The organism is Actinomadura sp. GTD37 (genome assembly GCF_041951365.1).
Taxonomy (GTDB): domain Bacteria; phylum Actinomycetota; class Actinomycetes; order Streptosporangiales; family Streptosporangiaceae; genus Spirillospora.
The window spans coordinates 40,196-66,039 of the sequence record NZ_JBGNUS010000001.1 but is presented as its reverse complement, the minus strand read 5'-3'; the positions used below and the strand labels follow the sequence as shown (position 1 = coordinate 66,039).

Genomic DNA, 25,844 nt, shown 5'->3' with positions numbered 1-25,844 from the left:
ATAACCGACCGTCCGTTCAGTCAGATATTAACCCGGCGACGGGGTCCGGGAGAAGAGGTGCGCGGCCCCGGGCGCTGCGATAATGACCGCCGTGAGCAACGTGGGCGGCGGGCGGCCGAACCGGCGGGGACGGCCCGGCTACGACAAGGAGTCCCTGCTGCGCGTCGCCGTCAAGGTGTTCAACGAGCGCGGCTACGACGGCACCAGCATGGACGAGCTGTCCAAGCGGCTCGGCATCAGCAAGTCCGCGATCTACCACCACGTCGCCGGCAAGGACGAGCTGCTGCGACTCGCCGTCGACCGGGCGCTCGACGGGCTGTTCGCCGCCGCCGCCGAGACCGCGGCCGTGGAGGGGCGCGCGATCGACCGGCTGGAGCACCTCGTCCGCGCCAGCGTCGCCGTCCTCGTCGAGCAGCAGCCGTTCGTCACCCTGCTGCTGCGGGTGCGCGGCAACACCGCCGTCGAGAAGCGGGCGCTGGCCCGCCGCCGCGAGTTCGACCACCTGGTGTCCGGGCTGGTCGCGCAGGCCGAGGCGGACGGCGACATCCGCCCCGACATCGACCCCGCGATCGCGGCCCGGCTGCTGTTCGGCCTGGTCAACTCGCTGATCGAGTGGTACCGGCCGCGCGGCGGCGCGAGCGGGGAGCAGATCGCCGACGCGCTCTGCAAGGTCGCGTTCGACGGCCTGCGCCGCCGCGCGCCGGCTAGCGGCGAGTGACCAGCGCTTCCGGGCGCTCCACGCAGTCGGCGACGAACCGCAGGAAACCGCCGGCGACGCCGCCGTCGCAGACCCGGTGGTCGAAGGTGAACGACAGCTGCGCCACCTTGCGCAGCCTGACCTCCCCCTTGTGCGCCCACGGCTTGTCCGCGATCCGGCCGACGCCGAGCATGGCCGCCTCGGGATGGTTGATGATCGGGGTGGAGCCGTCCACGCCGAACACGCCGTAGTTGTTGAGCGTGAACGTGCCGCCGGTGAGGTCGGCGGGCGGCAGCCGTCCCTCGCGGGCCGCCTCGGTGCGCTCCCGCAGGGCGGCGGCGAGCTCGGCCAGCGTCAGCAGATGCGCGTCGCGGACGACCGGCACGACGAGGCCCCGCTCGGTCTGCGCGGCGAACCCGAGGTGGACGCGCGGCACCTGGACGATCTCCTGCCGTCCGGTGTCCACGTAGGCGTTGAGCTCGGGGAAGCGGCGGAGACCGGCCACGCAGATCCCGGCGAACAGGGCGAGCATCCCGACGCCCGCCTCCGGATCGGCCCGTCCGATCCGCTTCTTGAGCTTGACCAGGCGGGTCGCGTCGACGTCGACCCACGTGGTCGCGTCCGGGATCTCGCGGCGGCTGCGGGACAGCTTCTCGGCCATCGTCCGCCGGACGCCCCGGAGCGGGACCCGCACCTCCTCGGCGCCGTCCCGGCGCTCCCCGGGGAGCCGGAGGTCGCTGATCGCCTTCTCGACGTCCCGGCGCAGGACGACGCCGCCGGGGCCGGTCGCGGCGAGCGCCGCGACGTCGACGCCGTTGTCCTTCGCCAGGCGCCGCACGACCGGCGAGATGACGCGCGGCGCCTCGTCGCGGGACGTGGGCGGTGGGGACGCCGGGGGCGGCGGGGCCTGTGCGGGGGCCGCCCGCTTCGCGGCGCGGCGGCGGGAACGGCCCGTCCCGGCCGTCCCGTAGCCGACGAGGACGTTGCCGGAACCCGCCCGCTCCTCTTCCCGGTGCCGCTCGGCCCCCGCGTTCCGCGGGCTGATCGAGATGAGGGGCGAGCCCACGTCCACGACCGTCCCCGCCTCGGCGAACAGCTCGGTGACGGTGCCCGCGACGGGGACGGGGACGTCGACCGCCGCCTTCGCCGTCTCGACCGCGACGATGATCTGGTCGGTCGCCACGGTGTCGCCGACGGCGACCTTCCACTCCAGGATCTCCGCCTCGGTGAGCCCCTCGCCGAGATCGGGCAGCTTGAAGACGGTCATGCCGCGCCGCCCAGGTGGCGGGTGTCGGGCCGGTCGTCGCGCTGGAGGCGGTCGAGCGCGTCCAGGACGCGGTCGACGCTCGGCAGGTGGTGGTGCTCCAGCATGGGCGGCGGATACGGGATGTCGAACCCGGCGACCCGCAGCACCGGCGCCTCCAGGCTGTGGAAGCAGCGCTCCTGGACGCGGGCGGCGATCTCCGCGCCCACGCCCGCGAACCCGGCGGCCTCGCCGACCACGACGCAGCGGCCCGTCTTCCGCACGGACGCGGCCACGGTCGCGTCGTCGAACGGGACGATCGTCCGCAGGTCGACGACCTCCAGGTCCCAGCCCTCGGCCCTGGCCGCGTCCGCCGCCTCCAGCGCGACCGGCACGCTCGGCCCGTACGCGACGACGGTCGCGTCCCGGCCGGGGCGGCGGACGGCGGCGCGGCCGAACGGCTCCGCCCGGTCCAGCCGCTCGATGTCCGACTTCGACCAGTACAGCTTCTTCGGCTCCATGAACACGACCGGGTCGGGGTCGTCGATCGCCTCCCGCAGCAGGGAGTAGGCGTCCTCGACCGTCGACGGCGTGACGACCTTCAGGCCCGGCGTGTGCGCGTAGTACGCCTCGCTGGAATCGCAGTGGTGCTCGACGCCGCCGATCCCGCCCGCGTAGGGGATGCGGATGACGAGCGGCAGCCGGACCCGGCCGCGCGTGCGGTTCCGCATCTTCGCCACATGGGACGCGATCTGCTCGAAGGCCGGATAGGCGAACGCGTCGAACTGCATCTCGACCACGGGCCGGAAACCGCCCATCGCCATTCCGACGGCGAACCCGACGATGCCCGCCTCGGCGAGCGGCGTGTCGAAGCAGCGGTCGTCGCCGAACTTGGCGGCCAGCCCGTCGGTGATGCGGAAGACGCCGCCGAGCGCGCCGACGTCCTCGCCGAACACCAGGACCCGCTCGTCGCCGTCCATCGCCTCCTGGAGCGCGGTGTTGAGCGCCTGCGCCATGGTGATCACGACTGCGCCTCCTCGGCCTCGATCTCGGTCCGCAGCTGGGCCCGCTGCTCGTCCAGTTGCGGGGTCGGGGTGCCGTAGACGTGCTCGAACAGCCCCAGCGGGACGAGTTCGGGGTCGGCGTTCATCCGGTCCCGCAGGCGTGCGGCGAACTCCTCCGCCTCGGCGGACGCGGCCGCGGCGTCCGCGTCCGACAGGTGCCCGCGCCGCCGCAGGTAGCGCTCCAGCCGGACGACCGGGTCGCGTCCGCGCCACTCGTCGGCCTCGGCGTCGGGGCGGTACCGGGACGCGTCGTCGGCGTTCGTGTGCGGTTCGAGCCGGTAGGTGTGCGCCTCGACGAGGAACGGTCCATTCCCCGACCGGGCGTGCTCGACGGCCGCCGCGAGAACGGCCAGCACCGCGACCGGGTCGTTGCCGTCCACCCGTTCGGAGCGCACCCCGTACCCGATGCCCTTGTAGGCGAGGGAGGGCGCCGCGGTCTGCCGTTCCAGCGGCACCGAGATGGCGTACTGGTTGTTCTGGACGAGGAACACGACGGGCGCCTTGAACACGGCGGCGAAGTTGAGCGCCTCGTGGAAGTCGCCCTCGCTGGTCGCGCCGTCGCCCACGCAGGCGAGCGCGACCCGTCCCGTCCCCTTGCGGCGCTCGGCGTACGCGAGGCCGGCCGCGTGGACGGTCTGCGTCGCGAGCGGCGTGCACTGCGGCGCCGTGTGGTGGAGCCCCGGGTCGTATCCGCAGTGCGCGTCGCCGCGGAGCAGCGACAGCACCTCGACGGGGTCGATGCCGCGCGTCACCAGGGCCATCGACTCCCGGTAGGTGGGGAAGAACCAGTCGCCGTCCTCCAGGACGAGCACGGAGCCGACCTGGCACGCCTCCTGCCCGTGGCTGGACGGGTACACGGCCAGCCGGCCCTGCTTGGTCAGCGCGGTCGCCTGCGCGTCGAACCGCCGTCCGACGACCATCGCCCGGTGCGCCCGGCGCAGCAGCTCCGGATCCGGCAGCGCGTACCGCTGTTTGCCGCGTACCGCCGCGCCGCCGTCGGTCAGGAACCGCACGGGCTCCGCCGAGGGGAGCAGCGCCTCAACCAGGCCCGTCGTCATACGCCGCCACCTCCGCATTCGATCGGTGCTAGGAATATGAACCAGATCGGCCATAGGTCTCAATAGACAGCCTAAATCCGGGACGATCGGCTATCCAACGGAGCGAACATGGACCAACTGTCTCCAGAGCCCCCGCCGCCTCCGGGCCCGGACGGACGTTCGGCGGCCCCGCTCGACGACCTCGACCACGCGATCATCCGCGAGCTGCGCGCGGACGGGCGCCTGTCCATGCGGGCCCTCGCCGAACGGGTCAGCGTCTCCCGGTCCAACGCCTACGCGCGGGTGGAGCGCCTCGTCGCCGAGGGCGTCATCACCGGCTTCACCGCGCGGGTGGACCCCGTCCGCGCGGGCCTCGGCACCGCCGCCTACGTGCTGGTCAACATCGAGCAGAACTCGTGGCGCAAGGTGTCGGCGCAGCTCCGGAAGATGGCGCACATCGAGCACCTCGCCTTCGTCGGCGGCGACGTCGACCTGGTCATGCTGGTCCGCACTCCCGACAACGCCTCGCTGCGCGACGTGGTGCTGGCCCGCATCCACGCGGTCGAGGGCGTCCGCGCCACCCGCACCTGGCTCATCTTCGACGAGACCCCGCCGGAGGAGCTCCGGCATGAGGAACGTTCATGATCGCGTAATCTGAGGGGGGCCGGGGCCGGCGCCCGCGGCTGTGAGGAGAAATGGTGGCAGGTGTGCGGCCGCAGCCGAGCGGATTCGATCCGAACGTCCCGAACATCGCGCGAATGTACGATTACTATCTCGGCGGCAAGGACCATTACGCGGCCGACCGCGCACGCGCCGACGAGGCGATCGGGGCCGACCCGACGCTGGTCACGCTGATCAGGGAGAACCGCGCCTTTCTCGGCCGCGCGGTGCGGTACCTGGCCGAGCAGGGAATCGACCAGTTCCTCGACATCGGCACCGGGCTGCCCACGCAGCAGAACGTCCACCAGATCGCGCAGGCGGTGAACCCGGACGCGCGGGTCGCCTACGTCGACTACGACGGGCAGGTCGTCGCGCACGGGCGGGCGCTGCTCGCCGACTCCCCGGGCACCCGGATGGTCGAGGCCGACGTCCGCGACCCCCGCGCGATCCTCGGCAACACCGAGATACGGCGGCTGCTCGACTTCGACCGGCCGGTCGCGCTGCTGCTCGTCGCGACCCTGCACTTCATCCCGGACGCGGACGACCCGCAGGGCATCATGGCCGAGCTGCGCGACGCGCTGCCCCCGGGCAGCCACCTGGTGCTGACGCACGCCTCGGCCGACGGCGTCCCCGACGTGGTCGCCAAGGTCGTGGAGGTCTACAAGCGGACGAACGCGCCCGGCACCCCGCGCACCCGGGAGCAGGTGACGGCCCTGTTCGGCGACTTCGAACTGCTCGAACCCGGTCTCGTGTGGGCGCCGCTGTGGCGGCCGGAACGGTCCATCACCCTCGACGAGGCCCTCCCGATCTGGTTCTACGCCGGCGTCGGCCGCAAGCCCTGAGGTATTGGCAGAACACCCCCGATACGTGATCGTTGAGGCGGGACGGGGCAAACGGAGGCGCACATGCGGGCGAGGACGGTCGGGGCGGCGCTGGCGGACGCGGCGGCGGGCGGCGGGGCGTTCCTGCACGACGGCGGCGGCACCATCGCGTTCACCGGGTTCGACGAGCTGACCGACCGGGTCGCGGCCGGGCTGCTGGCGCGCGGGATCCGGCGCGGCGACCGGATCGGCCTGCTCGGCCTCAACACGCCGCAATGGCTCGCCGCCTTCTTCGGCGCCGCGCGGATAGGCGCCGTCATCGTCCCGCTCAACGTCCGCTACCGGGAGCGGGAACTGTCCTACATGCTGGGGCAGAGCGGCGCGCGAATGGTCATCAGCGTCGACGCCGTTCCGGATTTCGACTTCGCCGGATTCTTCGAGGAGTTCCGGCCGCGGGTTCCCGGTGTGACCGATCTCCTGTTCTTCGGCGCGGGATTCGACGAGCTGGCCGCCGCGCCCGCCGACCGGGCCGGGCTGGAGGCCGCGCGCGCCGCCGTCGACCCGGACGACCCGCTGATGATCCTCTACACCTCGGGGACGACCGGCCGCCCCAAGGGCGCAGTGATCACGCACGGGAGCATCCTGGCCTCGGCCCGCGCGCAGGCGGACCACTTCTCGATCACCGGCGCCGACGTCCTGCTCGGGCACCTGCCGTTCAACCACGTCGGCGGCATCACCTGCACGATCATGGCGGCGCTGGTCGGCGGCGCGTCGGTGGCGCTGCTGCCCGCCTTCTCCCCGGACGGCGCGCTGACCGCGATCGAACGTCACCGGGTGACGTTCCTCGGCGCCGTCCCCACGATGTACGTGCTGATGCTCGGCCGCCCGGACTTCGCCGCGCACGACGTCTCGTCCGTGCGGCTGTGCATGGCGGGCGGCTCCAACGTGGAGCCGGCGCTGGCCGAGTCGATCCGCCGCGGCTTCCCCGGCGCCCCGCTCTACGGCCTGTACGGCCTGTCGGAGTCCTCGGGCGCCTGCGTGCTGTCGCCGGTGGACGACGCCCCGGAGACCGTCGCCCGCACCCTCGGCGCGATCATCGGCGACTTCGAGGCCCGGGTGACGGGCCCGGACGGCGCGGTCCTCCCGCCCGGCGAGGCCGGCGAGCTCCAGATCCGCGGCGGCTGCGTGGCCGCCGGCTACTGGGACATGCCCGCCGAGACCGCCGAGGTGTTCCTGCCGGACGGCTGGCTCGCCACGGGCGACATGGTGGAGATGGAGCCCGACGGGCACCTCGTCCTGCGCGGCCGCAAGAAGGAGATGTACATCCAGGGCGGCTTCAACGTGTACCCGGTCGAGATCGAGAACGTCCTGACCGCCCACCCCAAGGTCGCGATGGCCGCCGGGATCGGCGTCCCCGACGAGGTCCTCGGCGAGGTCGGCCGCTTCTACGTCGTCCCCCGCCCCGGCGCCGAGCCGCCCACGGCGGAGGAGCTCACCGCCTACTGCCGGGACCGCCTGGCCGACTACAAGGTCCCCCGCCAATTCGCGATCACCGCCGAAGTCCCCCTCACCCCCGTCGGCAAGATCCACAAGGCCCGGTTGCGGTCCGAGTATCTGGCGGGCCCCCAGGGCGGCCGGTAGGCGCGGCCCGTCAGTGGCCGCGCGGGGCGTACATGATGACGGCCATGCCGGCGAGGCAGATCAGGGCGCCGGCGACGTCGAAGCGGTCCGGGCGGTAGCCGTCGGCGACCGCGCCCCACAGGATCGACCCGGCGACGAAGACGCCGCCGTAGGCGGCCAGGACGCGGCCGAAGTCGGCGTCCGGCTGGAGCGTGGCGACGAAGCCGTACAGGCCGAGCGCGATGACGCCCGCGCCGATCCAGACCCATCCCCGGTGCTCGCGCACGCCCTGCCAGACCAGCCACGCGCCGCCGATCTCCAGCACGGCGGCGGCGGCGAACAGCGCGATGGAGCGGGCGATCAGCACGGCGGCGTCCTCCTGTGCCCCGCTCAGGGGCCGAACAATTCGGTGACCAGGCCCGCGGCGTCGGCCGGAGCCCGCACCTCCAACTCGATCACCGCGCCGGCGAAGCGGAGCCGGAAGTCGAAGAACGGGCAGCACCGCTGCTCGGCCGCGGCCAGCTCGGCGACGGCCGCGGCGCTGCCCACCGGCAGCGTAATCCGCACCCCGCCCGCGATCTCCACCGGCCTCGCACCCTGCACGACCGCCCGCCATTCGGCGGCCCGCTCGGCCATGCCCGCCCCGGTGAGCGAGCAGGCGATCGCGCCGGACGGGGCGGCGGCCGCCGGGTCCCCGGCGTCGGGCGGCCCGTCCGGGAAGCCGCATTCGGCGTCGCAGGGGCCGGTCCGGTCGGGCAGGGCGTCCAGGCGGTGGAGGACGTCGTGCAGGGTGCGGGTGAACGCCGCCAGCTCGGCGAGGCGGTGCTCGCCCTCGGCCAGGCGGGCGGCGACCCGGGGACGCAGGTCGGCCTGCACGTCCGCGCACGCGCCCGACTCCCACACGGTGAGCAGTTCTCCGATCTCCTCCAGCGGGAGGCCCAGGTGCTTGGCGGACCCGATGAACGCGAGCCGCGTGACCGCGTCCTCCCCGTACATCCGGTAGCCGGACGGGGCGCGGTCCGCCGTCAGCAGGCCGGCGCCCTCGTAGAACCGCAGCGTCGTCGCGGGGACGCCGCTGCGCTCGGCCAGCTGGGAGATCCGCATCGTCGTCATACCGGCGACGGTAATCCTTCGACCCGGCTCGAAGGTCAAGCCTCCAGCAGCGCCCGCCGTGCCCCCTGGAGGTTCAATAAACTAACTACTGCGCGGGGGACGTAAAGTCGGGTCGGCGCGGTGGGAGACGGACAGGGGACGCGGTTGAGCGGCGGGACGGGCACGACGGAGGACGGGGCGGCGCGCGACGTCGCGGCCGAGGCGGCGCGGCGCCGGACGTTCGCGATGATCAGCCATCCGGACGCGGGGAAGTCGACGCTGACCGAGGCCCTCGCGCTGCACGCGGCGGCGATCGAGCAGGCGGGCGCGGTGCACGGCAAGGCCGGGCGCGGCGGCGTCCGGTCGGACTGGATGGACATCGAGCGCTCGCGCGGCATCTCGATCACCTCCTCGGTGCTGCGGTTCGAGTTCGGCGGCGCGCTGCTGAACCTGCTCGACACCCCCGGCCACGCCGACTTCTCCGAGGACACCTACCGAGTGCTGGCCGCCGTGGACGGCGCGGTCATGCTGCTCGACTCGGCCAAGGGCCTGGAGGCCCAGACGCTGAAGCTGTTCGACGTGTGCCGGCACCGCCGCATCCCGGTGATCACGTTCGTCAACAAGTGGGACCGTCCCGGGCGCGAGCCGCTGGAGCTGCTGGACGAGGTCGAGCAGCGCATCGGGCTGCGTCCGGCCCCGCTGACCTGGCCGGTCGGCGCGGCGGGCGACTTCCGCGGGCTGATCGACCGCGCCGACGGCTCGTTCACCCGGTTCCGCCGCACGCCCGGCGGCGCGAAGCGCGCGATCGAGGAGCGGATGCCCGCCGAGCAGGCGGCCCGCGAGGAGGGCGACGCCTGGCGGGCCGCGGTCGAGGAGCTGGAGCTGCTGGACGAGATCGGCGCCGTCCTCGACCTGGACGCGTTCCGCGCCGGGGTCTGCACGCCGGTCCTGTTCGGGGCGGCGCTGCCGAACTTCGGCGTCGGCGCGCTGCTGGAGACGGTGCGGCGGCTGGCCCCGGCCCCCGCGCCGCGCGCCGACGCGGGCGGGACGGAGCGTCCGGTGTCGGCGCCGTTCTCCGGCCAGGTCTTCAAGGTGCAGGCGGGGATGGACAAGGCGCACCGCGACCGGCTCGCGTTCATCCGGGTGTGCTCCGGCCGGTTCGAGCGCGGCATGACGATCACGCACGCCTCGACGGGGCGTCCGCTGGCCACCAAGTACGCGCAGACGATGTTCGGCCGCGACCGCTCCACGCTGGACGCCGCCTACCCGGGCGACGTGATCGGGCTGCCCAACGCGTCCGGCCTGACCGTCGGCGACACCCTCTACAGCAGGAACCCGGTGGAGTTCCCGCCGATCCCGGCGTTCGCGCCGGAGCACTTCATGGTGATCCGGGCCAAGGACAACGGGCGCGCCAAGCAGTTCCGCCGCGGCATCGAGCAGCTCGGCGGCGAGGGCGTCGTGCAGGTGCTGCGCAGCGACCTGCGCGGCGACCAGGCGCCGGTGCTCGCCGCGGTCGGGCCGCTCCAGTTCGAGGTGGTCACCGCCCGGATGGCGGACGAGTTCGGCGCCCCCGCCGAGCTGACCCGGCTCGACTACTCGACCGCGCGGATCACCGACAAGGAGTCGGCCGAGACGCTGACCGGGCGGCGCGGCGTCGAGATCCTGGAGCGGGCGCTGGACGGCTCCCTGGTCGCGGTGTTCACCGACAAGTGGCGGCTGCGCGCCCTCCACCGCGAACACCCCGAGCTGACCCTCACCCCGATGCTCGCCGCCGGAGTCGACGGCGACACCGGCCACTAGCCCGCGCGGGCCTGGGCAGACAGTGCCGACCACCGGCCCGGACGCCGCGAGATTCTGACGAATCTCCGGACCGGGCGAGCTGGTTCGGCTCCCGGCCTGGGGTGGTCATGCGGCGGCGTGACCGGTGGTGCGTCCGGAGCCTTGAACGCGGTCGGACGGCGGGTTACCGTGCAGCCATCAATAGGAAAGTTTCCTATCTGATGGAGCCCGCATGCCCCGCTCTCCTCCATCGCCGGGTGGCAGCGACGACCCCCAGTCCACCCCGCTCACGCAAGGACCCCCCGCCATGAAGAAACCAGGACGCAGGTTCGCCGCGGTCGCGGCGGGCCTCGGAGCAGCCCCCCTCGTCGCCGTCGTCCTGCCGGCGACCGCCGCCCTCGCCCACGGCTACGTCTCCGCGCCCATGAGCCGGCAGGCCCAGTGCGCGGCGCACGTCGTCGAATGCGGTTCCATCCAGTGGGAGCCGCAGAGCGTCGAAGGCCCGAAGGGCCTGCAGAGCTGCAGCGGCGGCAACACCAGGTTCCGCGAACTCGACGACGACGGCCTGCCCTGGCAGGCCGCGTCCGTCGGCAACACGGTGACCTTCACCTGGACGTTCACCGCCCGGCACCGCACCCTCGACTACGAGTACTACCTCGGCGGCCGGCGCATCGCGGTCGTCGACGGCAACGACCAGCAGCCGCCGTCCACGGTGTCCCACACCGTCGACCTCGGCGGCGTGACCGGACGCCAGAAGGTGCTCGCGGTCTGGAACATCGCCGACACCGCGAACGCCTTCTACGCCTGCATCGACCTACAGGTGCAGTGACACGGGGCGCCCCGGACGGGACGGCCCGCGCCCGGCAACCCGGACGCGGGCCGTCCCACTTCCGTCACGTCAGCGGCAGTGACCGGCGGGCCTCGGCGTGCGCGCGGTCGTACAGTTCCAGCGCGGGGCCGAGCGCGGCGTCCACGTCCGCGAGTGCGCGTTCGGCCAGGTCGAGGGCGTCGCGGGCGCGCTGCAACCCGGACAGCTTCACCAGCGAGCCCCGCGCGAGCCCCTCGACGAGGGCCTGGTCCGCCTGCCGGTACAGGCGGAGCGCGGGAAGCCGCAGCTCGGAGTCCGCGCGCAGCGCGGCGAACCCCGCCTCGGCGGTCCGCAGCTCGGCGTCGAGCGCCTCCAGGCGGGCGTGCTCCCCGTCGAGGCGCCGCCTGGTCTCGGTCAGCTCCGCGTCGCCGGCGGCGGCCTCCGCGGCGGCCCGCCGGACCTCCTCGCGCACGTCCTCCAGCCGGCCCGCGACGAGCCCCAGCAGGTCGCCGGCCGCCGCTGCGAGCGCGTCCTCGGCGTCGCGCGCGGTGGACAGCTCGCGTCGCCGGTCCTCGAACGCGGCGGTCCGCGCGCGGAGTTCGTCCAGCTCACCGGCCAGGTTCTGGAGGCGCCGCAGCTCGGCCAGCTCCGCGGCGACGGCGGCGTGCTCGGCGGCGGCGGTCCGCAGGCCGTCGAGGACGGGCCGCAGCCGCGCCAGCGCCGCCGAGTCGTCCCGCAGCCGTTCGCGGAGCCGGGCGAGTCCGGCGGACCGCTCGGTGAAGTGCGATACCAGGTCCGGGCCGAGGTCGGCGCTCGCGAGCAGGCCCGGCATGGCCGCGAGCAGCGCGGGCAGGTCGGCGAGCGCCTCGTCCAGGCCGGTGACGAACCGCATCGCGGCGATGTCGTCGTCCGGTTCGATGGCGCCGGCCTCGGCCAGCGCCTCGGCGAGCGCGGCGCGGAGCGCGGCGAGCGCGGCGGTCATGACGCGGGCCCTTCCAGCGGGACGCGGACGGCGGGTGCGCGCGGGTCGGGCGGGAACAGCGCCACGGCGGGGCCGCGGGTCGACGCCCGGAGCCCGATCCGGTACGCGCCGGGCGGCAGCGCCCCCGTCCGGCAGGACGCCGGCCGGCCGCCGACCTCGACCGGCAGCGTCCCGCCGTCGAGCGTCATGGCGCTGTCGAGGGGCACGGCCCGGTCGTCGAAGGCCCCCGCGTACTGGTGGCAGAGCAGCAGTTCGCGGCCGTTCATCGAGGCGAACCGGCCGGGCTCGCCGGGCAGCCGGACGCGGGCCTGCTGCGGCCTGCCGCCCGCCAGCCGGTGCACCGGCAGCGTGGTCTCGGGCAGCGGCGCCTCCCGGAACAGCCCCGCCGCGAGCCGCGCGGCCCCGTGCACGGCGGCGTGCGGGCCGAGCCGGTCGGCGTCCGGCAGCGCGTCCGCGACCGCCGGGAACTCGGCGAAGCCGCCGGTCAGCACGGTGCGCGGGGACGCGCCCGGCCGCCGGGCCGCCGCCCCGGCCAGTTCTGCCAGCATGCCGGTGAGCAGCGCCGCGACGGGGGCGAACGCGTCCAGCAGCGACCCGGCGGTGAGCTCGGTCCCGGAGAAGGCCAGCACGCGGGCCGCGCGGTAGCGCGGATTGCCCCGCGCCATCGCCATCAGCTCGCGGACGCGGTCGGCGCGCGCTGCGGCGGCCTCGGCGAACGGGGCTCCCCGGCCGGGCGCGACGGCCTCCGCGAACGCGGCGCCGCCGGCCGCGGGCTCGTAGCGCGCGTCGACGAGCCGGATCGACTCGCCCGCCACCTCGCACAGCCCGGCCCCGGCGCCCGCCGCGCCCGCGTCGCAGACCAGGTACGCGCCGGGGCCGTGCCGCATCGCGGCCTCGGCGGCGACGGCGGCGAACCGGCCGACGAGGGCCGCGCTGCCCAGCCGCTGGAGGGTGCCGTGGAGCCGCTCCTGCCTGGCCAGGCCCTCGCCGTCGTCCCGCCAGTGGTCGGGCACGGCGCAGACCACCGGGCCGCGCGCGGCGAGGGCCCCCGCCAGGGCGGCGATCAGCTCGTCCGGCGGCGGCGTCGGGAACACCGTGCGGGACGACCCGGACAGGATCCGCGTCGTGGCCGACCCGACGTCCAGGGCCGCGGTCATGATTTCCGCATCCGGCCGAGCATGCCCCGGCCGGAGGGCTTGGCGAGCTGCTGGGCCCAGTCGGCGATGTCCCGCAGCCGGGCGCGGGAGTCCTCGGCCAGCAGGATCTCCCCGTCCGAGTCGGCGGTCACCCCGATCATGCTCAGCCAGTGCTCGATCTCCGCCGCGGCGGTGACCGCGGTGCGCTCGCGCAGCGTCCGCCGCACGTCCGGGTCGCCCACCCGCATCAGGGACGCCGTGAACTCCACCGTCCCCCTGCCGGGATCGGCCGAGCCGAACTCCGACAGCCAGTACCGGGTCTCGTGCAGGATTTTGACGAGCGTGTTCCCGTCCAGCCGCAGGCGGCTCCGCAGGAGGACGGCCGCGACGTGGTCCCCGGGGACGCCGCGCGCCAGCTCACCTGCGCACAGCCGCCCGACCTGGTCCGGTGACGCGTCGGGCGCGAGTTCGGCCAGCACGGTCATGGTCGTCTCCTCGTCGAGTTTCGGGCACGTCTCGGCGGCCCACCGCCGCCAGTCGCGGTACGGCCGCAGGTGCTCCAGGCCGGGGGCGTGCGCGCGGGCGGCGATCAGCGCGCGGGCCAGGCCGTAGCCCTCGCCGGGCAGGCCGGCGGTGAGCTCCCGGACCAGGAGCAGGACCGGCAGGGCGCTCTCCTCGGAGCCGGCCCAGGCTGCCTGCCGCACCCAGCTCGCGAGCGTCTCGCCGCGCCGGTCGGTGCGGCCTTCGGGCATCGCCCGCCGCCACAGCGGCAGGAACCCCGCCAGGTACTCGGGCAGGCCGGCGCTCCCGGGCAGGTGGTGCGGCGGGAGCCCGAGCCACAGCAGCAACCCGTCCAGCTCGCCCGCGTTGCGCGGGGAGACCGGCCGCAGCCGGGTGAGCCGATCCCCGAGCGCGGTCCGCGGCCGGAAGGCCAACCGGTCCTGCGCGGTCAGCCACGCGGCCAGGCCCGGCAGGACGAGGCCGGGCCTGCCCGCCCGGTACGCGGCGGTGAGCAGCGCCGGGACGCACGCCGGGTCGTGCGCGGCCAGCTCCCCGAACCGCTCCGCCGCGACGGGCCGGCCCGAGTCCCCGAGGACGCCCGCGAACGGGCCGAGGAGCGCGGCGGGCTGGTGGCGGGCCAGGACCGCGAGCCACGACCGCCGCCGGGACAGCCCCGCGACGCAGGTCAGCAGCGCGCAGGTCACCGCCGGGCTCGTGCCGAGCACGTCGAGCGTCGCGGGCCAGTCCGGACGGTCCGGATCGACCAGGCTGAGGACCAACCGCCCCGCCCGCTCCGCGCCGTCGTCGTGCTCGCCCCGCCGGATCGCGGCGGCGAGGACCGCGAGGAGCTCGTCGGCCCGGCCGTGGTCGCCGGCCAGCTCGACGTAGCGGTCCAGCTCGGCGACGGCGTCCTCGCCCCACAGCAGGCGGCGGACGGTCGAGCGCAGTTCGCGCCACGGGGTCGCCGCCGTCCCGGCGGCCCCGGCCCAGCACGCGCGGAGCAGCGGAACGTCGTCGGTGACCCCGGCACGGATCAGCGCGCCCAGCACTTTGCGGCGGCCGTCCGGCGGCAGCTCCCGGAACCGCCCGCCGCGCAGCAGTTCCCGCACCTCGTCCAGGTCGGGCTCGCCGCGCTCGACGCCGTGCAGGACGGTGACCGGCCAGTCCAGCGTGCCGAGGACCCGCACGGCGTCGGCGGGCGCCGCCGACGCGCAGGACTCCGACTGCCGCGCCAGATGGGCGACGACCTCAGCGGGCGACCGCCCCCGCGCTCCGAACAGCTCGGAGAGCATCTCGGCGTACCGCGCCCCCTCCGTCCCGGGGGGCGGCAGCCGCGGTTCCCGCCAGTCCAGCTCTGTCGTGCGCGGACGGACCTGGCGTGCGAACGCCAGCGACACGTTGCGGTTTCCGCTCTGGTCCCAGGTCGCCATGCTGAGCCGGGTCCGCCACCCGAAGGGGAGCAGCGCCGCGACGGCGTCCAGGAACTCCAGCCGCTGCGCGACCGACAGATCCAGCGCGCCGGTCACGGTGACGGGGCCGTCCAGCAGCAGCGCCGCGGCCGCCGCCACGCGACCCGGGCCGATCCTGCTCACCGCCGCCGCGTGCCGGCCGACGTCGAACGGCGGCGCCTCCAGCACCAGCTCCCCGGCGTCCGGGACCGGCTCCAGCGCGCTCAGCCGGTGGCACAGGTCGGTGTAGGACGTCGGCGCCCTGCTCAGCTGCTCGTAGGGAACGCACAGGTAGCGCGTCTCCGCGACGGGACGGCCCGCCGCGTCGGAATGGCCCGTCCAGTCCTCGATCGCGAGCCCGATCCGGGCGGCGCCGTCCGGGCCGCGCACCTCGCTGACCGTGATCCACGGCAGCGCGGCCGGGCCCGTCCGCTCCGGCGGCGGGGTGCCGAGCGCGTAGTGCCGCAGCACGTCCGCGTAGTCGGCGGCGGTGAAGTCCGCGCCGCCGTGCCCGATGATCTCGTAGTCGTGGTAGCTCCCGGGCGGTTTGCCGCGGACGGCCCACCCGGCGCGCAGCCTCATCGCGCGCCCACCCGGTCGAGCAGCCACAGGACGGGCTCCAGCACGTTGATGGGGCAGACGTCGCCGCGGATGAGGTCGCCGGTCTCGCCGTCCGCGTCCTGGTGGGCGATGACGTTGAGGTAGTCCTCGGGCATGAACCGCCGCTCCCGCGGGTCGCGGTAGAACCCGACGGCCGAGGTCACGAAGTAGCCCGTGCGCCGCTCGTGGAAGTGCGTCGTGATGCTGTTCAGCAGGGCGTCCACCGTCTCGTGCGTGTGCGTTCCCCGGTACAGCTCCTTGAGGAACGGCAGCGCCTGCGTCTCGGTGACGCGCGGCATGCCGAAGATGTCCGGCGGGGGAGTGGCGTAGCCGTGCTTGACGGCCTTCTCGTAGACCTCGGGATGGTCGAACTTGGTGACGCAGACGGCCAGGTGCTGCGGCAGCTGGTGATCGGTGCGGCTGCGCGCGGCCCGCTGCGAGATCTCCAGCACGGTGCGCTGGAAGTAGTCGTAGGCGTCGTTCATCTCCCGCTCGCGCGTCGGGTCGAACAGGAACAGCAGCCCGTCGCAGGACGCGAGGTGCTCGACGAGGCGCGCCTCGTCCGACACCGGGGCGCCGCCCGCCGCCGCCTCCTCGGCCTGCGGCTCGGCGGCGCTGCTGAACCGCACCCTGCTCGGGCCCGGCGCGGACTGCTCCGCGCGGCGGCCGCCGTACATGCCGCCGGGGGCGTCGAGCACGTCCAGCCGCACCGTGTAGGGGACGTCGTCCGGCCAGCGGAACGGCAGCCCGGCGAAGCGCCGCCGCGTCCACTCCCGCCGCATGCCGAGCAGCTCCCAGGCCAGGTTCGGCGGCAGCGTCGACGTCGCGGGCAGGAACCGGTGGTCGACCTTCAGCCGCTGGGTGGCGTCGGCGAGGAAGGCGGTCGAGTTGTCGTTGAGGCCGGTCAGCCGCACCCTGTGGGCGCCGTCCTCCACGGCGATCCGCAGCGCCGCGAGGAAGGTGGTCTTCCCGCATCCCGGCGCGCCCCACAGGCCGATCCGCCGGGGCCCGCCGCGGCCCCGCGGCGCGCCCGGCGCCGCCGCGGCCTGGTCTTCTTCTCGTGCGGGGGTCGGAGCGTTCATGGCGCCTCTCAACGAGCCATCGGGAAGGGCAGCGGGGCCGGGGCCCCGCCCGCGGGGGCGGCGAGGGCCTTGGCCAGGGCGGCGGTGTCCGCGGTGGACAGCTCGGCGCGGTAGCACTCGCCGAGCAGCCGCCAGACGGCCTCGCCCGCTCCGTCGGCGGGGCCGCCGCCGGAGCCGGTCACCGCGACGAGCCGGACCCCGCCGTCCGCCAGCCGGCCGGCCGAACGCCGCCAGCTGAGCCGGCGCGGGCACGGCACCACGGGGCGGAGGTCGTCGCCGTGGCCGCGGCACGGATGCGGAGCCCGGTCGGCGACCGTCAGCACCGCGCGGTCCGCGCCGTCCCCGAGGCGGGGGCCGAGCAGCGACACCACCTCGGCGAGGGAGTCCTCCAGCGGCGCGGCGCGCCGGTCGACCGGGCCGGGCGGCGCGGCCGGCAGCGCGTCCAGCGTGCGGGCCGCCTCCGCGGCCGTCTGCAGCGGCCCGCCGAACACGACGTCGTCGTCCTTGCGCCGGGCGAGGACCGGATGGTCCAGGTATCCGACGACGGCGACCCGCAGCCCGTCGCCGTACTCCTCGCCGAGCAGCCCGAGCAGGTCCGCGACGAGCCGCCTGCGCCGGTCCGCGGCCTCGGGCGGGCCGCCGAGTTCCAGCACGCACACCAGTTCGGCGGGGAGCGCGGCGGACGGCAGCCGGCCCGGGACGTCCGCGAGCAGCGCCGGCCACGGGCGCGGCTCCTCCGCCACGTCGGCGGGCTCCAGGAACCGCGGCGCGCCCGGCCCGTCGAACGCCACGCGCACCCGGCCGGACGTGCCGCGCGGCAGCCGCGCCGACACGATCCGCACCGGCTCGGGGGCCGCCCCGTCGGTGGTGACGACGGCGAGCGCGACGCGGTCCTCCATCCGGCCCGGGAGGTGCACCTCCAGCTCGGCCTCGTCCCCGCTGCACGTGCCGGGGGCGAACAGCGGCAGCGCGACGACCTCCGCGGCGCCGTCGCCGGGCCGTGCCCGCAGCACCGCCAGCCCGTACGGGCGGGTCAGCGGCCGCTCGGCGACGAGCCGCGCGAGCAGCGCGGCGGTGTCGCCGTCGCCCGCCACGACGCGGGGGTCCAGCAGGGCGTCGGCGAACAGCCGGACGGCCGTCTCCGGGACGGGCAGTCCGGGCAGCCCGCACACCACCGCGGTGGCGACCGGGGAGCCGAGCGGCGTGCAGTGCCGCCGGACGAGTTCGCCGATCGCCGGGGCGAGCGCCGCCTCCAGCCGCGCCCGCGCGATCCCGGCCGGGCCGCCCGCCAGCTGGAACCGGCGGTGCACCGGGTCCGCCGCGAGCTCGGGCAGCAGGTCGGTCCAGGGCAGCGCCTCGACCAGCCGGAAGCCGCGCGGGCCGGCCGCCGGGCCGCCGCCCGTCGCGAACACCGCCAGGCCGGCCTCCTCGACGGCCGCCACCATCAGCGGCCGGTGCGGCCCGCAGCCGTCCAGCACCGTGGCGAGGGGCGGCCTCCCCGCCGGGACGTGCGCGGCCGCCTTCCGCCGCGCGTCCCGCCAGCCCGCCTCGGTCGGCGCGCCCCGCAGCAGGTGCGCGTACGGAGCCCAGTCGTCCCCGAGCCGGGCCGCCGCGAGCATGTCGCAGGCCAGCCGGGCCCGCGCCAGCCCGGCCTCGAACGCGGCGAGGTCGACCCGGCCGGCCCGCCACGGCGTGCTGAGCGTCCACCCGCAGCCGGCGCAGGCGGGGTCCGTGCCGCCGGGCGCGGGCAGGTCGCAGACGGGGCAGCGGTCGTCAGGCCGGCTCATCGGGCACGTCCTCGGGAAGCAGCAGGCTCAGCGTCCGGTCGTCGGCGTCCGGCAGGTCCACCACCCGCTCGGCCAGCCGCGCCTCCATGCGCTCCAGCAGCCCGCGGACGGTCCGGGCGTTGCCGAAGCCGGGCGCGCGGGCGGCGGCGGCCAGCCACCCGGACGCGGCGGCGACCGTCGCGGGGTCCAGCTCGAAGTCCTGCCCGGCCGCCTTGAGGCACAGGATCTCGCACAGTTCGGGCACGGTGTAGGCGGGGAACTCGACGGTCTCGCCGAACCGGGAGGCGAGGCCGTCGTTGGCGGCGAGGAACCGGCGCATCGGCTCCGGGTAGCCCGCCGCGATCACCGCCAGCCGCCCGCGGTGCCGGTCCATCTCCTCCACCAGCGTATCGATCGCCTCCCGGCCGAAGTCGCGGTCGCCGCCCCCGGCCAGCGCGTACGCCTCGTCGATGAACAGCACGCCGCCCATCGCCCGCTCGACGGCCCTGGCGGTGAGCGGCGCCGTCTGCCCGATGTAGGGCGCGACCAGCGTGGACCGGCCCACGGCGTGGACGTGCCCGCGCTCCAGCAGCCCGAGGTCGCGCAGGATCCGGCCGAAGTGCCCGGCGACCGTGGTCTTCCCGGTGCCCGGCGGGCCGGTGAACAGCAGGTGCGGCGCCACCACGTCCCCGCGTCCGCGCCGCTGCTGCAACCGCAGCCGCTTGACCAGCGAGTCGACGCTGCGCTTCACCGGGGTGAGGCCCACCATGCGGTGCAGGTCGCCGAGCAGCTCGGCGGTCGGGGGCGGCGCGGGACGGGCGTGGGGGCGCAGCCGGTCCGGGACGTCCCGCGGCAGCAGCGGCGCCGTCCGGTCGTCGCGGACCCGCTCCGCCCACGCCGCGGCGATCTCGTGGGTGAGGGCGCGCATGTCGCGCGCGTTGCCGAAGTCCGGCCGCCGCGTGCGGTGCAGTTCCCGGACGGCCTCGGCGAGCGCGTCCGCGAAGCCGTCGCCCCAGGCCAGCTCCATCGACCTCAGCTGCCCGGCGGCGATGGCCGTCAGCTCGCCGGGGCCGTAGTCGGGGAACTCGATGACGTTGCCCGCGGGGAAGCGGCTGCGCAGCCCCGGATTGCCGGACAGGAACTCGCGCATCTTGTCCGGGTAGCCCGCCACGATCACCACCAGTTCGGCGCGGTCGTTCTCCATCCGCACCAGCAGCTCGTTGACCGCCTCCCGGCCGAACCCGTCGCTCTGCTCGCCCAGCTCGTACGCCTCGTCGATGAACAGCACCCCGCCGAGCGCGCCGTCGACGACCGCGCCGGTCTTCTCGGCCGTCTGCCCCACGTAGCCCGCGACGAGATCGGCGGCGCGGACGGCGCGGACCCGGCCGTGCCGCAGGATGCCGAGCTCCCGGTACAGGTCCCCGACGAGGCCCGCGACCGTGGTCTTGCCGGTGCCCGGATTGCCGGTGAACACCAGATGGTGCGAGACCGGCTCGGACCCGGCGGGCGGCCGGTGGCGCAGCCCCGCCAGGTGCCGCTTGACGGGCTCCAGGCCGGTCAGCTCGTCCAGGCGGCGCATGACGTCGCCGTCCGCGACGACGGAGTCGATCCACCGGTAGCGCTGGAGCCCGGCCTGGTCGAGCGGCGTCCCCTCCGCCGCCATCCGGCGGCCGAGGCGCCGCTCCCACGTCTCCAGCCGGACGTCCTGCGCCGCCATCGCGCGCACGGTCCCGGCGAGCCTCGTCCAGTCGGCGACGCGCAGCCCGCGCTCGATCCGCAGCCGGTGCACCAGCCGGGTCAGCTCCGCCTCACCGGGCGGCGGGAGCAGCCCGGGGCGGGCGGGCCGCCGCTCCTCGTCGCGCACCACCCGCGCGAGCCCCGGCAGGTCGCGGCTGGCCTCGGCGAACCGGCGGACGTCGCCGAGCGTGTCCCGGTCGAAGACCAGCAGGCAGACGCCGCGGCCGCCCGGCCGGTACTCCAGCCAGCGCTCCAGCGCGGCGGCGAACGGGGCGCCCGCCTCCTGCCAGCGCTCCAGCACCTCCAGCTGCTCCACGACGACGGCGGTCGGCGTCGACTCGTCCCGCATGAGGCCCTTGAGCATCCGCACCGCGAACGGATCGGTCATCGCGCGGGCCCCGTCGTGCCCGGCCGCCCGCGGCGCGGGGACGGGCGGCGGGGCGGCCCCGTCCGCCGCCGCTTGGGCGGCCGCACCGGGGCGCGGCAGCCTGCGGCGTCCGAGCGGGCCGCTGAACCCCGGCCGCATCCGCGTCCCCGCCGCGTCCGGCCCGCCGGGCGCGGGCCCGTCCGGGCCGGGCGGCGTCCACCGCGACGCCGGATCCCGGACGGTCAGCATCGCGTCCCGCGAGAAGTAGACGACGCGCTCGTAACCGGCGCTGTGCATCGCCTCCCAGATCGCGCTGCCGAGGTCGTGCTGCCGGTAGTCCTCGTCCACGAACGCGTCCTTGACGCCCGGCCCGTACAGCGGCAGCACCGATTCGCCCTCCAGCGCGGCGTCGCGCAGCGGACGCAGCCGTTCGGGCACCGGGTCCACCACCTCAGCGACCATCGGCTCCCTCGGCCCGGGAGGGCGCGCCGGTCACGGCGTCCGCACCGGTCACGGCGTCCGGGCGGGACAGCGCGTCCAGGTCGCGCAGCCGCGGATCGGGCGCGCCCGCCTCCTCGGCCGGATCGCCCACCTGGAGGCCCTCCGCGCGGAGCGCCCGGCTCACCGCCCGCGACCGCTCCCGCCGGGCGGAGTCGTCCGGGTCGTCCTCGTAGGACAGGATCCGCAGGGTCAGCCCCGCGTCGCCGTCCGGTGCGACCTCCACCACGACCTCCCCGCCGTCGGCCAGGTGCCGCAGCTTGCTGAAGAACTCGCGGCGCTCGTCGCCGCCCGCGTAGGCGTTGCCCGTCCACCCGAACCCCTGCGCCTCCAGCACGGCGACGACCTGCTCGGCGACGTTCACCCGGAGCTGCGAGCCGACCATCCGGTCGGCGGCGCTCTCCAGCAGCGCCGCGAGCCGCGCCTCGTAGCCGGGCGCCGCCTCGGCGGCCAGCGCGCGGAGCTCGGCGGCGGTGAGCGGGCAGCCGGGCCCGGAGATCCCGCCGATCCGCGCGGCGACCTCGGCGCGCAGCTCCGCGAGGGCGCCGCCGGTCCAGTGGTCGACGTCCATGACCGTGCCGGGGTCGGCGTCCTCGACGGGCCGCTCGGCGTTCCCGGCGATCACCGCTTCGGCGCCGCGCAGCGCGGCCAGCGCCTCGGCCCGCGCCTCCGCCCAGTCCAGCGCGAGCGATTCGACCTCGACGCGCAACTCGCTCAGATCGAGGTAGAGGTCCTGGGCCTGGCTGAGGGTGTAGGCGGCCGCGTGCGCCTCCAGATTGCCCTCCGCCGTGCGCAGCCGGGCGTCGAGCCGCGCCAGCCGGCCGGGCGCGAACCGCTCGTGCGGCAGCTCGGCGCGGATCGTGTCGTGCATGATCCGGGCGTCGGCCGCGAGCCGCCGCGCGGCGGCCGCCGCGTCGTCGCGGCCGGCGCGCAGCTCGTCCACCCGGGAGCCGAGGGCGGCCAGCCCGGCCCGCCGCTCCTCCCGCTCGCGGGCGATCTCGGCGTCCAGCCGCGCCTCCCGCGCGGCCGCCTCGCGGCGGTGCCGCTCGTCGGACTCGTGCAGCCGCTCGGCCTGCTCCCGCAGCCGCCGCCCCGTCTCCTCCTCCAGCCGCCGCGTCTGCGCGCTGAGCCCGGCCAGCCCCCGGTCGGTCGCGTCCTGCCGCGCCGCCGTCTCGCCGCGCGTCCGGCGGAGCTCGTCCTCCACGCCCTGGCGGACCTGCGCGACGAGGCGCGGCATGTCCCGCCGCACCTGCGCGAGCCTGCGGGCCGACTGCTGCGCCGACCGCCACGCCGCCGCGTCCACGCTGATCATCTTCGCGCCGCTCATGCCGTCTCCTTCGCCAGTGCGCCGAGGCCGTCGGCGAGCGCCCTCGGCGGGACGCCGACGAGCAGCGCCGTCCCGTCCCCGCGCATCCGCAGCTCGGCCCCGCGCGGCCCGGCCTCCAGCGCGGCGGCGGACCCCGCCAGCCGGCCGGTGAGGTGGTGGACGCGCTGGTTGTCGCTGCCGCGCAGCCCCCGGTCGTCGTCGCGGGACCGCACGTAGCGGCCGTCGATCAGGACGTCCAGCTCGGCGAGCAGCCCGGCCGCGCCGGGGCGGCCGCTCAGCTCCGCCAGCCGGTGGCCGGTGAAGCAGATGACCGACAGTTCGCGCTCCGCCCGCGCGGCCCGCACCATCGCCGCGAGCCCGCTCGCCTGCTCCATGGGTTCGCCGCCGGACAGGGTGAGGCCGGTGACGCGCGGGTCGGCGAGCAGTTCGGCGGCCAGCGCGGCGGGCTCGACCCGCCGGGCGGGACGGAACGGGATCCACTGCGGGGCGATGCACCCCCGGCAGTGGAACGGGCAGCCCTGCACCCAGACGACCGAGCGCAGCCCGTCGCCGAGCGCGCGGGTGCCGACGCACGTCTCCGCCACGTTGATCATCGCGGCCTCCGGAAGGGGCGCGTGAACGACGCCCATCGTGCTCTGAGGCCGCTCCTGCGTTCCGCGGCGTTGGCCGGCCCTGGTAGGCGCTGGTCGCGCTCATAGCCGAACCCGTTGCCGTCGAACCCGTTGCCGGGGCGGCCGTTGGTCGTCGGCGGCGGGATCGGGTTCCCCACCGGCCGCACGTTGCTCAGAGGGACGGGACCCTGCGGAACGGGACCCTGCGGAACGGGGCCGCGATGCGGGACGTGGCCACCGGGCGGGCCCGGGGCGCCGGCCGGGGCCACCATGTAGTCCACCCCCGGCTCGGTGCGGACGTAGCGGTCCAGGTCGTCCGGGATGCGGCTCCGCTCGCGCCTCTCCCACTCCTCCAGCGCCGCCTCGCCGACGCGCCGCTCGGCCTCCGCCGTCCGGCCGGCCAGGTCCTCCAGCGCGGCCCGGCGGGCGTCGTAGACGAGACCGGCGTACTTGACGTCGTCGGCGGCGCGGATGCGCCGCACGTTCGCCCGCTGCGCGGCGACCTCCCGGCCGGTGTCGCGCGCGTGCTCCTCCTGGGCGCGCAGGATCGTGTCGTAGACCGTCGGCGGCCCCAGCAGCTGGATCGTCTTGACCAGCACGGGCAGCAGCTCGATCGCGATGAACAGCAGGGACACGAACAGGTGCGCGGTGCCGACCGCGCCGTTCCGGTCCGACAGCCGGTCGAGTGCCTGCAACCGCTGCGCCATGCCGTCGGACTGCTGGACCTCCGTGTTGTGCTCCGCCGCCAGGGCGGCCTGCTGCTTCTTCAGCCGGGCCAGTTCGGCGACCACGCCCTCGGCGCCGCCCTGCCCGCGCAGTTCCGCCTGCGCGTCCTGGACGCCGTGGGTGCGCAGCCCCTGGAGGTAGGAGTTCAGCTGCCGGTCCGCGGTCTCGAAGTCGCGTGTGACGTCGTTGTAGTCGGCGATGCGCTTCCTGGCCTCGGGGCCGAGGCCGGGCCTGCGGGTGCCGCAGTCGCCGGTCTGCTCGCACGTCAGCTTCTTCCGGCGCTCCAGCATCTCCTTCTGCAGCGCGTCGCGCTTGTCCTGGAGGTTCTTCAGCGTGGGGTCGGCGTCCGGGGTGGCGGGCAGGCCGCCCGCGGCGATCTGCCGGTCCAGCTGCTGCTTGCGCGACTCCAGCTCGCTGATCCGCTTGCCGACCGCGTCGTTGGACGTGCTGGCCTGGAAGCGCGCCTCCGCCTCCGCGTGCATGACCTTGACCTCCTGCGAGATCTCCGGCTCGAAGATCTGCAGGACGACCGGCATCGACAGCACGACGCCGAACAGCAGCGCGAGGCCCACCCGGGGGAGCGCGAGCAGCACCGTCCAGTACCACCTGCTGCTGCCCTGCATGGAGGCGACCAGCCAGCGGTCCAGGGACAGGATGCCGAGGAACCAGCCCAGGGTCAGGACCACGATGACCGGCCACGGGGCCTTCAGCGCGATGTGCAGCGCGGCCGCCATGGACACGCCGGCCAGCGTGGCGGTGAACAGCACCACGCTGCCGAGGCCCTGGAACTTCGCCTGGTCCGTCGGGCTCTGCCGGAGGATGTCCCGGTTGACGCCGGACGCCCAGAGCAGCGGGGAGACGCGGCCGGGGTTCGGGGACGGGCTGTGCTCTTCGGTCATGTCCACGGCTCCCGCTGAGCGGTCGTTCGGGCGGATGCGGTACAGGTACGGCGGGTCGAGGGGGGCCGTCACGGCCCGGCGGCGTCCGGGCGCCCGGCGGCGCAGCACCGCGCCGCGCAGCGGCTCGGCGCGCCGGTCGATCTCCTCGACCGGCTCCGGCGGCGCGGCGGCGTCCGGCCGGACGGCCGGCGGCGTGGCACGGGCGCGCGGCACGCTGACGCGCCGCGCCGGCGTGCCCGGCGCGGCGCCGCGATCGCCCGCGTCCTCCCCCGCCATCCAGCCTCCGCCCGTGTCACCCGGTCACCGCAGGAAAGGACGACGTCTCCCTCGGCGTCACTCCTGGCGTTCGGCGGCCGTCGGCGCGCGACCGGCGTGGCGAGGGCCCGGCCGTTCGGCGCGCTGCGGATCAGAGTGCAGTGCCCGGCCGCGCACAGGGAACTTCTGACTCGAATGAGACAGAAGCGGCGCGTGCCTTCAACCCCGGCCGAGTGCGTCCAAGCGGGGCATGTCCACGATCACGATCTCCCGGTTCCGGGTCCGCACGATGCCGCCGTCCCGCAGCTCGCGCAGCAGCCGGCTCATCGTCGCCCGGCTGCTCACCGCCGCCAGCGCGCCGAGCTCCTGCTGGTTGAGCGTCAGGTTCAGGACGTGCACGCGGCCGCCGCGCGCCTCGTGCGTCTGCCCGTACCGGTCGTTCAGCGTGATCAGGACGCGGGCGAGCCGCGCGATCGGCGGCAGCGTCGTCACCTCCGACCCCCGCTGCGTCGCGTCCCGCAGCTTCGCGGAGACGGCGCTGAGCAGCGCGTCCCTGATCCCCGGCCGGCTCCGGGTCCGCTCCTGGAACGACTCGGCCGTGAGCCGCACGGTCAGGCACCCCTTGGGCGTGGCGGTGACGGTCGCGCTGCGCGGCCCGTTGTCCAGCATGGACAGCTCGCCGACCACGTCGCCGCTGCCGCGGATCGCCACGAGCGTGGACGGCCCGGCGTCGCTCCCGCCCGGCCGCGCCGTCGTGGTCACCTTCACCACGGCGGACAGCAGCAGGAACACCGAGCCCGGCGGCTCGCCCTCGCGGACGAGCGGGCGTCCCCTTTCGAAGGACACCAGCTCCCCGCCGGTCAGCAGCGTCCGCAGATCGGCGGGGTCCAGCCAGGCCAGGAACGTGCCGGGCCGCCACCCGCGCGCGTGCTCCCGCACGATGCGGTCGGCTGCCTGCGTGTCGACGATCTCCATGGGCCGTCCTGCTCGCGGTGACGTGGAAGACCCACATCCTTCCCGAGCGTCGTGGCGGAGGAGTCACCGCCCAGCCGAAAGACACCTGTCCTTAATGGGCCACGTTCATATGG

General features: G+C 75.6%; 21 protein-coding genes. 6 read left to right on the top strand and 15 right to left on the bottom strand.

Annotation, left to right across the window (positions count from 1 at the left end; all coding sequences use genetic code 11):
- Positions 1–82: 82 nt before the first annotated feature.
- The gene (locus ACA511_RS00200) at positions 83–718 is read left to right on the top strand and encodes a TetR/AcrR family transcriptional regulator (RefSeq protein WP_375021931.1); all 636 of its coding nucleotides are present in this window, start codon (positions 83–85) and stop codon (positions 716–718) included.
- Here ACA511_RS00200 and ACA511_RS00195 read toward each other — a convergent pair.
- The 3 genes from ACA511_RS00195 to pdhA are packed head-to-tail and all read right to left on the bottom strand — an operon-like array spanning position 705 to position 4,062.
- On the bottom strand, positions 705–1,964 hold the full coding sequence (locus ACA511_RS00195) for a dihydrolipoamide acetyltransferase family protein (protein ID WP_375021930.1): 1,260 nt from the start codon (positions 1,962–1,964) through the stop codon (positions 705–707). The genes ACA511_RS00200 and ACA511_RS00195 overlap by 14 nt on opposite strands.
- Positions 1,961–2,956, bottom strand: coding sequence for an alpha-ketoacid dehydrogenase subunit beta (locus ACA511_RS00190; protein ID WP_375024658.1), 996 nt, complete (start codon positions 2,954–2,956; stop codon positions 1,961–1,963). The genes ACA511_RS00195 and ACA511_RS00190 overlap by 4 nt, the downstream gene beginning before the upstream one ends.
- A gap of 5 nt (positions 2,957–2,961) precedes the next feature.
- On the bottom strand, positions 2,962–4,062 hold the full coding sequence (gene pdhA / locus ACA511_RS00185) for a pyruvate dehydrogenase (acetyl-transferring) E1 component subunit alpha (protein ID WP_375021929.1): 1,101 nt from the start codon (positions 4,060–4,062) through the stop codon (positions 2,962–2,964).
- Between the two features lie 108 nt (positions 4,063–4,170).
- On the opposite strand from pdhA, the gene ACA511_RS00180 reads away from it, so the two are divergent.
- The 3 genes from ACA511_RS00180 to ACA511_RS00170 all read left to right on the top strand — a co-directional run bounded on the left by ACA511_RS00180 (position 4,171) and on the right by ACA511_RS00170 (position 7,163).
- Positions 4,171–4,686, top strand: a complete 516-nt coding sequence (locus ACA511_RS00180; RefSeq protein WP_375021928.1) for an Lrp/AsnC family transcriptional regulator — start codon at positions 4,171–4,173, stop codon at positions 4,684–4,686.
- Between the two features lie 50 nt (positions 4,687–4,736).
- Positions 4,737–5,543 (top strand): SAM-dependent methyltransferase, encoded by an 807-nt coding sequence (locus ACA511_RS00175; RefSeq protein WP_375021927.1) that lies wholly within the window; start codon positions 4,737–4,739, stop codon positions 5,541–5,543.
- A gap of 63 nt (positions 5,544–5,606) precedes the next feature.
- Positions 5,607–7,163: a class I adenylate-forming enzyme family protein gene (locus tag ACA511_RS00170; protein WP_375021926.1), complete on the top strand. Its 1,557-nt coding sequence runs from the start codon at positions 5,607–5,609 to the stop codon at positions 7,161–7,163.
- A gap of 10 nt (positions 7,164–7,173) precedes the next feature.
- On the opposite strand, the gene ACA511_RS00165 is transcribed toward ACA511_RS00170, so the two are convergent.
- Together ACA511_RS00165 and ACA511_RS00160 are read right to left on the bottom strand one after the other, a co-directional pair.
- Entirely contained in the window at positions 7,174–7,509 is a 336-nt protein-coding gene (locus ACA511_RS00165; protein ID WP_375021925.1) for a YnfA family protein, read from the bottom strand.
- A 23-nt stretch (positions 7,510–7,532) separates the two neighbouring features.
- Positions 7,533–8,255, bottom strand: coding sequence for a MerR family transcriptional regulator (locus ACA511_RS00160; RefSeq protein WP_375021924.1), 723 nt, complete (start codon positions 8,253–8,255; stop codon positions 7,533–7,535).
- Positions 8,256–8,399: 144 nt separating this feature from the next.
- On the opposite strand from ACA511_RS00160, the gene ACA511_RS00155 reads away from it, so the two are divergent.
- Together ACA511_RS00155 and ACA511_RS00150 are read left to right on the top strand one after the other, a co-directional pair.
- Positions 8,400–10,034 (top strand): peptide chain release factor 3, encoded by a 1,635-nt coding sequence (locus ACA511_RS00155; RefSeq protein ID WP_375024657.1) that lies wholly within the window; start codon positions 8,400–8,402, stop codon positions 10,032–10,034.
- A gap of 286 nt (positions 10,035–10,320) precedes the next feature.
- Entirely contained in the window at positions 10,321–10,842 is a 522-nt protein-coding gene (locus ACA511_RS00150; RefSeq protein WP_375021923.1) for a lytic polysaccharide monooxygenase auxiliary activity family 9 protein, read from the top strand.
- Between the two features lie 64 nt (positions 10,843–10,906).
- On the opposite strand, the gene ACA511_RS00145 is transcribed toward ACA511_RS00150, so the two are convergent.
- The 10 genes from ACA511_RS00145 to ACA511_RS00100 all read right to left on the bottom strand — a co-directional run bounded on the left by ACA511_RS00145 (position 10,907) and on the right by ACA511_RS00100 (position 25,731).
- On the bottom strand, positions 10,907–11,803 hold the full coding sequence (locus ACA511_RS00145; RefSeq protein WP_375021922.1) for a hypothetical protein: 897 nt from the start codon (positions 11,801–11,803) through the stop codon (positions 10,907–10,909).
- Complete coding sequence (locus ACA511_RS00140; protein WP_375021921.1) at positions 11,800–12,960, bottom strand: hypothetical protein; 1,161 nt, start codon at positions 12,958–12,960, stop codon at positions 11,800–11,802. Before ACA511_RS00140 ends, ACA511_RS00145 begins: the two co-directional genes overlap by 4 nt.
- Positions 12,957–15,470, bottom strand: coding sequence for a hypothetical protein (locus ACA511_RS00135; protein ID WP_375021920.1), 2,514 nt, complete (start codon positions 15,468–15,470; stop codon positions 12,957–12,959). Before ACA511_RS00135 ends, ACA511_RS00140 begins: the two co-directional genes overlap by 4 nt.
- Positions 15,467–16,570 (bottom strand): hypothetical protein, encoded by a 1,104-nt coding sequence (locus tag ACA511_RS00130; protein WP_375021919.1) that lies wholly within the window; start codon positions 16,568–16,570, stop codon positions 15,467–15,469. The genes ACA511_RS00135 and ACA511_RS00130 overlap by 4 nt, the downstream gene beginning before the upstream one ends.
- An 8-nt stretch (positions 16,571–16,578) precedes the next feature.
- Positions 16,579–18,357, bottom strand: coding sequence for a hypothetical protein (locus ACA511_RS00125; protein WP_375021918.1), 1,779 nt, complete (start codon positions 18,355–18,357; stop codon positions 16,579–16,581).
- On the bottom strand, positions 18,344–20,902 hold the full coding sequence (locus ACA511_RS00120; protein ID WP_375021917.1) for an AAA family ATPase: 2,559 nt from the start codon (positions 20,900–20,902) through the stop codon (positions 18,344–18,346). Before ACA511_RS00120 ends, ACA511_RS00125 begins: the two co-directional genes overlap by 14 nt.
- Positions 20,892–22,265, bottom strand: coding sequence for a hypothetical protein (locus ACA511_RS00115; protein ID WP_375021916.1), 1,374 nt, complete (start codon positions 22,263–22,265; stop codon positions 20,892–20,894). The genes ACA511_RS00120 and ACA511_RS00115 overlap by 11 nt, the downstream gene beginning before the upstream one ends.
- Positions 22,262–22,858 carry a 4Fe-4S single cluster domain-containing protein gene (locus tag ACA511_RS00110; protein ID WP_375021915.1) on the bottom strand — a complete coding sequence of 199 codons (597 nt, stop codon included), beginning with the start codon at positions 22,856–22,858 and terminating at the stop codon, positions 22,262–22,264. Before ACA511_RS00110 ends, ACA511_RS00115 begins: the two co-directional genes overlap by 4 nt.
- On the bottom strand, positions 22,855–24,777 hold the full coding sequence (locus ACA511_RS00105) for a DUF4407 domain-containing protein (protein ID WP_375021914.1): 1,923 nt from the start codon (positions 24,775–24,777) through the stop codon (positions 22,855–22,857). The genes ACA511_RS00110 and ACA511_RS00105 overlap by 4 nt, the downstream gene beginning before the upstream one ends.
- 198 nt (positions 24,778–24,975) lie before the next feature.
- Entirely contained in the window at positions 24,976–25,731 is a 756-nt protein-coding gene (locus ACA511_RS00100; protein WP_375021913.1) for a Crp/Fnr family transcriptional regulator, read from the bottom strand.
- Between the last annotated feature and the right edge of the window lie 113 nt (positions 25,732–25,844).